Raw genomic sequence first — 9,308 nt, forward strand, 5'->3', positions numbered from 1 at the left:
GAACATATCTTAACTCTCCCTTTCTCTGCTATAGCAATGGAGTAATCCTATTCCCCATTCCCCATTCCCTATTCCCTAGCACGCAGCACTATATGACATGGGATAGACAAAACTCGATCGCCTCCTCAATATCCTCAGTTTGTTGGGGATAGCTCATTTTCGGTCGAGTGATCGTAATTAATGGAATTCCCAAACGATCGCACAGTTGACGCTTGATGGCTTCTCCTCCTGCATTTCCTGATGCTTTGGTCACTACCAGGGAAATCTGCCAATGTTGCCATAGGGCTAACTCTAGAGCTTCAGGAATTGGAGGACGGATGGCAATCAGGCGATCGCTCGTAAATCCCGCTTCCTGAGCAATCTGAATTGACTTAGCAGAAGGGAGTACTCGCGCAAACAATGTTGCCTGGTGTTGCCAAGGTTGAAATAAGGGTAAGCGTTGATATCCGACCGTTAAGAACACGCGTTGATCGGTCAAATAGTCGCCACTCACCAGGGTGGCAAAACTGTCTAAGGTCACGATCTGACTAGAGCCAGAATCATCAGTTACAGGGGGGCGCTCATAGCGCAAATAGGGGATTTGAGAGCATTCTGAAAAGGCGATCGCCAGTTGGGAAATTTTCACCGCCCAAGGATGACTTGTATCTAAAATAACGCTAATATCATGAGATCGAGTGAATTCATCTAAACTCGATCCCTTTAACTTCCCTACCCATACCGTTAACCCAGGATAAGTGGCATAAAGCGATCTTGCTGGCTCAGTCGTTACCGTTACTACACACTCCACACCTCTCTTCACCAACCCTTGAGCCAACAGGCGACTTTCTGAAGTCCCCCCAATCAACCAAACTGTAGTCATTTTACGGCGATCGCTTCACGGATACTTGACAACATAGAGATGGAACAACTCACCCTCTCTTTTTTTAACTACTTTTGCTCCCACAGCACGGATTGCTTTTTCCCACTCCTGTAAAGGCTCTAGAGCCACTTCCGCCCCCAAATACGTCTCTAGAATGGCCCAATTTTCTGCCAATTCTACCTCTGGGTTTAGCACATCAAACACGAGCATTCCCCCAGGTTTCAGTACCGACTTTACAGCAGCCATGACCTGTTGGCAATAGTCCACAGAAAAATAACAACTCCATCCCGTGGCGATCGCCAAATCAAACTGTCCTGGCTCGTAATCTAACTGGTGAGCTGGCTCCAACTTGACCCCCTTAAACAACTTAGAATTTAACTGCGGGCCGCGAGAATTTAGGGCATCGGAAGCCTCCTTACTAATCTCCTGACCGTAAAAAAAGGCATCCCATTCTCGCCAAGGATAAATCAGAAAACTCACCCCACAGCCAATATCTAGGCACTTTTGCCCCTTTTTCGGCTTACACACCTGCCAAAACTCAGACGTAATCTTCGGGGTTAACTCCCCACTCATCCATTGCCGAAAAATCGGCATCTCTTCCACTTCTGGCGGAACTTCAAAGGCATCTCCCCGGTATTGGCGGTTAAACCGAAGTGCCACCGCCGCTAGTTGCTCCTCCAGAGCCTCTGTAGAGAAATTTTGTAGTCCAAAACCTGAAGCATTACTTAAGCGTGTCATATCTGAATAGAGATGGGGGGATAGGGGGATAGGGGGATGGGGAAAGAACCCATTACCCATTACCCATCATTATTAACGATTAATTGTTCATTATTTCAAGGCCTTTCTAAAATTGCGGCGATAGGAGCCATTAAACACCAACACCGGCCAACCCAAGGAGAGAAGAACCTTATTCATCAATCCTGGTGTAAAATTTGTCCGAGAATAGCCTTTCCAAAACTTCCAAACTCCGATCGCATAGCCGATGAGTCCCAAAACAATCAATAGCTTCATCTGGTTATCGCTCCTAATTCAGTACATTCAGTCAGTATCCATTTAGGATCGTGAGAGTATGGTACAGTTTTAGCAAAATTGTAATAAGTGTTGATCGTCACTACTATTAAGTTTAGTGAATTCATCCATGACTTGGTTTTGGTTCTGTGTTCCTCACAGCAGACTCCCTATTCCCTATTCCCTAAACCAGAGGAGCGTCTTATGAGAGCAGTGCTGATGGCAGGTGGTTCAGGAACTCGGCTAAGACCGTTAACCTGCGAGCTTCCGAAGCCGATGGTTCCTGTCCTTAACCGACCGATCGCCGAGCATATTGTCCGCCTACTCAAACACCATCACATTCGCGAAGTAATTACGACACTCTATTACTTACCTGATGTGATGCGCAGTCACTTCCAAGATGGGCGGGAGTTTGGTATCCAAATGACCTATGCAGTTGAGGAAGAGCAACCCCTAGGAACTGCTGGGTGTGTCAAGAATGTATCTGAGTTGCTAGGGTCAACCTTCCTAGTCATCAGTGGCGATTGTATCACGGACTTCGATTTAAGTGCGGCGATCGCCTTTCACTATCAAAAAAAGTCGATCGCCACTCTAGTCTTAACCCGTGTTCCCAATCCCCTAGAATTTGGAGTGGTGATTACTGGGCCTGATGGTCGAATTCAACGCTTTCTAGAAAAACCCTCAAGTAGTGAAGTTTTTTCAGATACCGTAAATACGGGAATTTATATCTTAGAACCCGAAGTCCTAAACTATTTATCCCCCAAAGAAGAAGCGGATTTTTCTAAAGATTTATTTCCCTTTCTACTCGCCCAAAGAAAACCTATTTATGGCTACATTGCCGAGGGGTATTGGTGTGATGTTGGCCATCTTGATGCTTATCGGGAAAGCCAATATAGCGCTTTAGCTCAACGAGTGAACTTAGAAGTATCTTATCCCAATCGATCGCCAAGTTTATGGATTGGGCACAATACTTATATCGATCCCACGGTGAATATAGAACCCCCCGTGCTCATTGGCCATAACTGCCGTATTGGTAGCCATGTACATATCGAACCGGGAACCATTATTGGTGATAATGTCACCATTGGCTCCTACGCCACGTTAAAACGGCCAATCATTTGGAACGGGGCTATTATCGGTGATGAAAGCCATCTGAGAGCTTGTGTCGTGGGTCGAGGAACCCGGATCGACCGTCGTGCCCATATCTTAGAAGGGGCGATCGTCGGTTCCCTGTCTACAGTAGGAGAAGAAGCACGGGTTTCTCCTCAAGTACGGGTTTGGCCGAATAAAAGAATTGAAGCCGGAGCGATCTTAAATCTGAATTTGATTTGGGGTAATGTCGGCCATCGTAACCTATTTGGACAGCGGGGAGTATCGGGTTTAGCCAATATTGACATTACGCCAGAATTAGCGGTCAAACTGGGAGCTGCCTATGGTTCAATCTTGTCGCCAGGGTCTGAAGTCACGGTATCTCGCGATCAGCGCAGTATTTCCCGCATGGTGACCCGCTCTTTGGTGGCAGGATTGATGTCAGTGGGCGTAGACGTGCAAAACCTGGAAAATAAGGCAATTCCCATTGTTCGCACTGTGATTCCCACCCTAGGAGTAGAAGGGGGAATTCATGTGCGTTTGCACCCAGAGCGGGGGAGTTCCATCCTGATTGAATTCCTCAATCATAAGGGTATCAATATTTCTAAATCCAAGGAAAAGAAAATTGAAGGCTGTTTCTTTAAAGAGGATATGCGGCGATCGCTCCTTTATGAAGTGGGCAATGTCACTTATACCTCGGAGACATTGCAAATTTATATGGAAGCCTTTGAGAAACACCTCAATTTAGAGGCGATCGAAACCGTTTCCTCCAAAGTGGTGATTGACTATGCTTTTGCCGTTAGCGGCGCAGTTTTACCCCAACTGCTGGCTAAATTTGGCTGTGATGCGGTGGTTCTCAATGCCAGCTTAAACCCCAAACCCCTCTCCCTGGACGACCAAGAAGGGCTACTCAATCAATTAGGCCGAGTTGTGGGGGCACTGGAAGCGACTATGGGGGTACAAGTATCCTCAAATGGGGAAAAATTTGTCTTAATTGATGAAACGGGAACAGCGATCCGAGGGGAAATCCTCACCGCTTTGATGATGCAAATGATCTTAACCGCTCATCCCAGGGGAACGGTGGTCGTTCCGATCCATGCTTCGAGTGCGGTGGAAGAAATCGCCCGTCGTCATGAAGGCCGGGTAATTCGCACCAAGTCAAATCCAGCCGCTTTAATGGAAGCATGTCATGCCAATCCTAATGTGGTGTTAGGGGGAAGTGGGGATATGGGCTTTATCTTTCCCCAACTCCATCCCGGTTTTGATGCCATGTTTGCGACAGCCAAGTTGATGGAGATGTTGAAATTACAGGATATTTCTTTGGGCATGATGCGCTCGAAACTCCCCACCATTGCCCATCAGATGACAACTCTTCGCTGTCCTTGGACGGCGAAGGGGGCAGTAATGCGCTATTTGGTGGAAACCCATCCTTCAGAGCAGTTGCAATTGGTGGATGGCGTAAAAATTATCTCCCCCGATGGTCACCATTGGGTCCTTATCTTGCCAGATGCGGGGGAAGCAATGATTGATATTGTGGCTGATGGTTGCGATCCAGAGATTGTGGAGAGCTTACTGAAAGATTATTGCGATCGCGTCCACAGTTTTATTGAAGCTCATCAAAGATTTGATGACTAGGGAATAGGGAATAGGGAATATAGCAGTGAAAGAGTTGATTAGGACAGTGAGGTTATGGTTTGAGGCAATAGGCACGAATCGCAATAGAAAATGTCCTAACTCTCCCTTTCTCTGCTATAGGTTGTGGTACGACCTGGTTTTGTCTTCTTGCCGTAAACTTGGAGAAAGTTTCTGTTTCTGCACTCCTCCACTCCCCCATTCCCCTACGGAGAGTACAAAGCGCCATCAATGCTCAACACTCACCTGGCCGAGTTACTTTAATAAGCGATAACGCTCTAGTAGGGTTTCTAGCGTTTTCGGCAGAATGTCCTTTAAATCTTGTGCTGATTGAAAGGATAGACGGTTTTGGGGAGACACATCAAAGGGAAATTGTCCCGGAAACTCCGATCGCTCCATTTGCGCGAGTAAGATTTGTTCGGGTCGTTTGATCGAGAGAGCATATCCCATTTCCACACAGACATAGGGACTGGGGAGCAGATGGGTTACCTCTTGGGTTTCTACTTGAGTCACTGGAGTCCCATCAGCAATGAAGAGCAAGCTTTTACGAATGCGACGCATCAAAGGATTATTGAGACGAATGGGGGCTTGATTAGGACGATGGGAGGATTCTAGCGTTAGGGTTAGACGCGATCGCCGATTTAAATCAGCGATCGTCTCTTCTAATGCTTCTTTGAGGATCTGACTCGACTCTCCCTCTTCCTGCTGATAGCAGAAGAAGACCATCGGATCGAGATGGGCCATCACTTCCTGTTTGGTAAAGTAAATTTCATGACTGGTTAAGTCAATATTGGAGATGGCATAGCCTCCACTGCCTTCAATATAAAACTCAATGGTTTCCCCTTGTAAATATCGTTGAAACCAAATGGATTTCTTGATTTCTTCGCTATCTTCGAGAAAATCAGCCCGCAGAGCAGACTTGAGCAAACTTTGCTTGCTCAACCGCATGTCTGGGGGTCGTTTTTCTAATTCTGGAATCGGTTCGTATTCTTGGAGATACCAAGCCTTAAGCGCAATAATGGCCATAAGCTTTCAGAAGGGAGAATTCTACCTATCGATTGTAGCGGATTGAGGAATTCCCCTGCTTATTTTTTTGATCGGATTACTTTTAAAAGCACAACTACACCCGAATAGTTCCCTGAAGCCTTCCTTGCTTAGATTAAGTCTATCTGGAGGAGAATGGGTTAACTTAAAACTAACTTAACTCCACTTTTTGACTCCCAGTTTTCTCACTTTAAGGAAAGACCAGCCACCGATTGGGTGCAGCTTGTACTTGGAGAGACAGATGATAGTGAAACAGCGTTTTACCTCTCAAACTAATAGAAATAGACTGTTTGATCTGCCGAATGAAGCTTTTTCTTAGCTCCATATTTTCAATATAGAGGATAGTCTAATTCCAATCAAGAAATTGAGATTAAACTTAACAATTAATGAGTTTACTCCTCTCATTTTGGCAAGTTAATGAGTAAATCTACTTTGATCGATTATGCAATTATAGCGATTCTCTTTTGTCTGGAATACCATTCTACAATTCCCTGACTAGATAGCAATTTTTCTTAATGTTATGCTTATACGAGAGCCGGTATCAGGCTCTTTGAGGATTCCATGAAGCCAGTCGGCTTGAACCTCATTAGACATATACAGTAAATCACCACTGTCTAAGCGATAACTCTGTTGAATCATTCGGTCTTCCTTGAGTTTGTATGTAATGTTTCGACTCGATCCCAGCGAAAGAATGGCCACCCCAGTGCCTGGAGCTAGTTCCTGGGCAGTATCAGAGTGAAAACCCATGGAGGAATTACCATCTGGGTAGAAATTGAGCAAACAGTTATTGGGGGTAAATCCAAGTACATCCGAAACCGCCGCGCACACAGGCTCTAGTTCAGGATGCATTTGAGTTTCTGGATAGGTCATCTGTGAATAGTTGTAGGAGACTCCAAAGCTGGCTGTTTTCCGAGTCTTCATCCTTTCATCCCACACTACAGTGTCACGAAGCTTTGAGAATAAGTCTTCGTGATTGAGCCAGAACATTCTTCGCAACTCTAGATTAGGTGAACTGATCTTCATAATTTCTGGTTGTGTAGGTTGGGTTGAGGACTGTTGCAACAATTACCGATATGTTTAGGCTTCACTATCGTTCAACCCAACCTACACTCATTGACCATGCCAGTCTATTTTAACCCCAGGAGTCTAGATCTAAGGCTTTCGAGCCACCTTGTTGCAGTTGGATCAGGACTTGACCAAGTTGATACCAAACTAAGCCACTAACGAACAGGGTAACGGGGAGAGAGATTAAATAGGCGATCGCCGTGGGAAAGCCAAATACCGCCAACCCCGAAGACAAAAATACACAAGCACCGGCAAAAATTCCCGTAAATGGAAACAACAGTTTTGGCCCCTGTAGCCGGGTGATATCATACTTAGAAGATTGGGATGACCAGAGTTTTGCTGATTCAGTCAACGTCGCATAAAATGCAGCTCCTGACGTTAAGCTAACCAGTAAACCAATTATTAATAAAGCGTAAGGGGGTTGTGCAGTATAGTACACGAATGCTACTCCTGGGTGGAATTGAGATAAAAGGTGTTCCTAGGGAGTATACAGTGCTTCGCGCTCTCCGTGGGGGAATGGGCGATAGAGGGGTTAATCCATGAAACAGCCCTGCTTAAAAAGCAGGGGGTTTTCATGCGTCATTTATTGGGTGAAAGCTGCTACAGAAGGGAGCAGTAGAGCCGCTCGCTCTCTAGAAAAATCAGCGAGCGCTCCCCAAGCGGCATCGAGTAAGCGACTCGGCTGGATATCATCCTGAATTAAATGCCACAGTCGTTCCACTTCCTCGGTGTGTAAGCGGTCATTTTCCGTCAGGGCTAAGACAATTTGATGGCGTAAATATTGTCCCTCTTCTGAAAGGAGATATTGTAAACCCAATTGAGCGGTAGGCATTAAATCAAAGCCACTATCGGAGCGGGCGATCGCAATCATATTCTCTAAGCGATCCCACCGGAACTTACCGTCTTTAATCAAGACCTCTAACAAGCGTCGTCTTAAACTGGGGGTTTCACCAGTTAGTAACCGTTGAGCCACATAGGGATAAGCAATTTCCACAATTCTAAAATCAGGATTAATGCTCAAGGCTAATCCTTCCTGAGTCACCAGCGATCGGATAATTAAGGCAAACTTAGCCGGAACTCGGAAGGGATACTCGTACATCACTTCCGAGAACTTATCCGTAATCGTCTTAAAATTAAAATCCCGAACACTTTCACCCATGATATCCCCAAATACCGCTTCCAGGGCAGGGATAATCGGGTAAATATCAGTATCCGGAGTCAGAAAACCGAGCTTAACAAAGTCTTCGGCTAATTCCGTATAATCCTTATTAATCAGATGCACCACGGCATCCACTAATGTTTCTTTAGCTGTCTGATCTAACTGATCCATCATGCCAAAATCAATATAGCCCATTTGTGCCCCAATGCCTGAAGGATCGGATAGGGCAAATAGATTCCCTGGATGGGGGTCAGCATGGAAAAAACCGAACTCTAGTAATTGTTGCAGGCCTGTGGTTACCCCAATACGGATAATTTTATCGGCATCTAAACCGGCTTCTTGAATTGCCTCAGTATTGGTGAGTTTATAGCCATTAATCCACTCTAGGGTGAGGACTTTCTTGGCGCAATAATCCCAATAAATTTGCGGAACTCTAACTTGGGGATTATAGCGAAAGTTTTCCGCAAACTTTTCGGCATTTTTCCCTTCATTAATATAGTCAATTTCTTCAAAAATTTTTATGCCAAATTCCTCCACAATTAGAGTCAGGTCATGACCTAAATTAAGAGGGAGAATGGGTGAAATCCAACGGGCTGCCCATCGCATCAGGTATAAATCGAGGGTGAGAATGGGGACTAGATTGGGTCGTTGGACTTTGATGGCGACTTCTTCTCCACTGTGAAGCCGTCCTCGGTAGACTTGGCCTAAACTGGCAGCAGCAACGGGATGGGGAGAAATATCCAGGTACATTTGGGAGATCGAACCCCCCAATTCTCTCTCGATGATGTCAAAGGCGGTTTGATTCGGAAAGGGAGGCAGGCGATCTTGAAGTTTAGTTAACTCTTCGAGAAAGTCTTTACGAATCAGATCGGGACGGGTAGAGAGCGCTTGACCGACTTTGATATAGGTTGGCCCTAAGTGAGTGAGTAATTCCCTCAACTCGGTGGCGCGTTTGGGCCGATTTTGCTCGACTTGGTTCCTGAATTGATCCGACTTCAGGGAGAAGATAAATCCTAAAAAAGCCCCGATTAAAGTCACAATTCGATAGAGACTTTGCCAGGGGCGGAATTTATAGTAGCTGGCGATCGCCTGGGGGTCGTATCTCCTGAGCTGCTCAAGTGGATGTTGCTTCACGCTAGCTGATGCCTCTTGATAATCACAATTTTGACTATTCAACGTTTAGATTTCTATCTGCTATCGATAGATTTTATTAAATGTTGACCATTGACCTATCCAAATTTTAGGATTTTGAGCAAGTTTATTTACTCTTGTCCTAATTCTATTTTTCTAGGTTGGACCATACTTTTTATCTATTAGGGGTCGAGATAGAGGTCACCCTCTACCCCTCCCATTCAGAACCGTACATGAGACTTTCACCTCATACGGCTCCTGGCTAAATCAGTCCTTGTCATTGGTACGGTTAAGACTTCCATCATTGGCAGTCTTCTTATC

General features: G+C 45.5%; 8 protein-coding genes. 1 reads left to right on the forward strand and 7 read right to left on the reverse strand.

Annotated features, from left to right (window positions below; all coding sequences use genetic code 11):
• Positions 1-88 precede the first annotated feature (88 nt).
• From PN466_RS07465 to PN466_RS07475, 3 genes are all read right to left on the reverse strand, one after another.
• Entirely contained in the window at positions 89-859 is a 771-nt protein-coding gene (locus tag PN466_RS07465) for a cobalt-precorrin-6A reductase (RefSeq protein WP_271938261.1), read from the reverse strand.
• 15 nt (positions 860-874) lie between these two features.
• Positions 875-1,597, reverse strand: a complete 723-nt coding sequence (locus PN466_RS07470; RefSeq protein WP_271938282.1) for a class I SAM-dependent methyltransferase — start codon at positions 1,595-1,597, stop codon at positions 875-877.
• A 90-nt stretch (positions 1,598-1,687) separates the two neighbouring features.
• Positions 1,688-1,870: a hypothetical protein gene (locus tag PN466_RS07475; protein WP_271938263.1), complete on the reverse strand. Its 183-nt coding sequence runs from the start codon at positions 1,868-1,870 to the stop codon at positions 1,688-1,690.
• Positions 1,871-2,071: 201 nt separating this feature from the next.
• Between PN466_RS07475 and PN466_RS07480 the strand changes: the two genes are divergently transcribed.
• Entirely contained in the window at positions 2,072-4,591 is a 2,520-nt protein-coding gene (locus tag PN466_RS07480) for a mannose-1-phosphate guanyltransferase (protein ID WP_271938265.1), read from the forward strand.
• A 252-nt stretch (positions 4,592-4,843) separates the two neighbouring features.
• Here PN466_RS07480 and PN466_RS07485 read toward each other — a convergent pair whose 3' ends face one another.
• From PN466_RS07485 to PN466_RS07500, 4 genes are all read right to left on the reverse strand, one after another.
• A complete protein-coding gene (locus PN466_RS07485; RefSeq protein ID WP_271938267.1) occupies positions 4,844-5,614 on the reverse strand; it encodes a hypothetical protein in 771 nt (256 codons plus the stop codon).
• A gap of 513 nt (positions 5,615-6,127) precedes the next feature.
• Positions 6,128-6,553 carry an alpha-ketoglutarate-dependent dioxygenase AlkB gene (locus PN466_RS07490; protein ID WP_271938269.1) on the reverse strand — a complete coding sequence of 142 codons (426 nt, stop codon included), beginning with the start codon at positions 6,551-6,553 and terminating at the stop codon, positions 6,128-6,130.
• A gap of 211 nt (positions 6,554-6,764) precedes the next feature.
• On the reverse strand, positions 6,765-7,136 hold the full coding sequence (locus tag PN466_RS07495) for a hypothetical protein (RefSeq protein ID WP_271938271.1): 372 nt from the start codon (positions 7,134-7,136) through the stop codon (positions 6,765-6,767).
• A gap of 144 nt (positions 7,137-7,280) precedes the next feature.
• On the reverse strand, positions 7,281-8,990 hold the full coding sequence (locus PN466_RS07500; RefSeq protein ID WP_271938273.1) for an ABC1 kinase family protein: 1,710 nt from the start codon (positions 8,988-8,990) through the stop codon (positions 7,281-7,283).
• Between the last annotated feature and the right edge of the window lie 318 nt (positions 8,991-9,308).

Origin of the sequence: Roseofilum reptotaenium CS-1145, from assembly GCF_028330985.1 — a bacterium.
Classification (GTDB): Bacteria; Cyanobacteriota; Cyanobacteriia; order Cyanobacteriales; family Desertifilaceae; genus Roseofilum; species Roseofilum reptotaenium.

Excerpts from the sequence above, each read along its gene's own strand:
- PN466_RS07465 (WP_271938261.1), bottom strand. The coding sequence starts at position 859 with ATGACTACAGTTTGGTTGATTGGGGGGACTTCAGAAAGTCGCCTGTTG.
- PN466_RS07470 (WP_271938282.1), bottom strand. The coding sequence starts at position 1,597 with ATGACACGCTTAAGTAATGCTTCAGGTTTTGGACTACAAAATTTCTCT.
- PN466_RS07475 (WP_271938263.1), bottom strand. The coding sequence starts at position 1,870 with ATGAAGCTATTGATTGTTTTGGGACTCATCGGCTATGCGATCGGAGTT.
- PN466_RS07480 (WP_271938265.1), top strand. The coding sequence starts at position 2,072 with ATGAGAGCAGTGCTGATGGCAGGTGGTTCAGGAACTCGGCTAAGACCG.
- PN466_RS07485 (WP_271938267.1), bottom strand. The coding sequence starts at position 5,614 with ATGGCCATTATTGCGCTTAAGGCTTGGTATCTCCAAGAATACGAACCG.
- PN466_RS07490 (WP_271938269.1), bottom strand. The coding sequence starts at position 6,553 with ATGAAGACTCGGAAAACAGCCAGCTTTGGAGTCTCCTACAACTATTCA.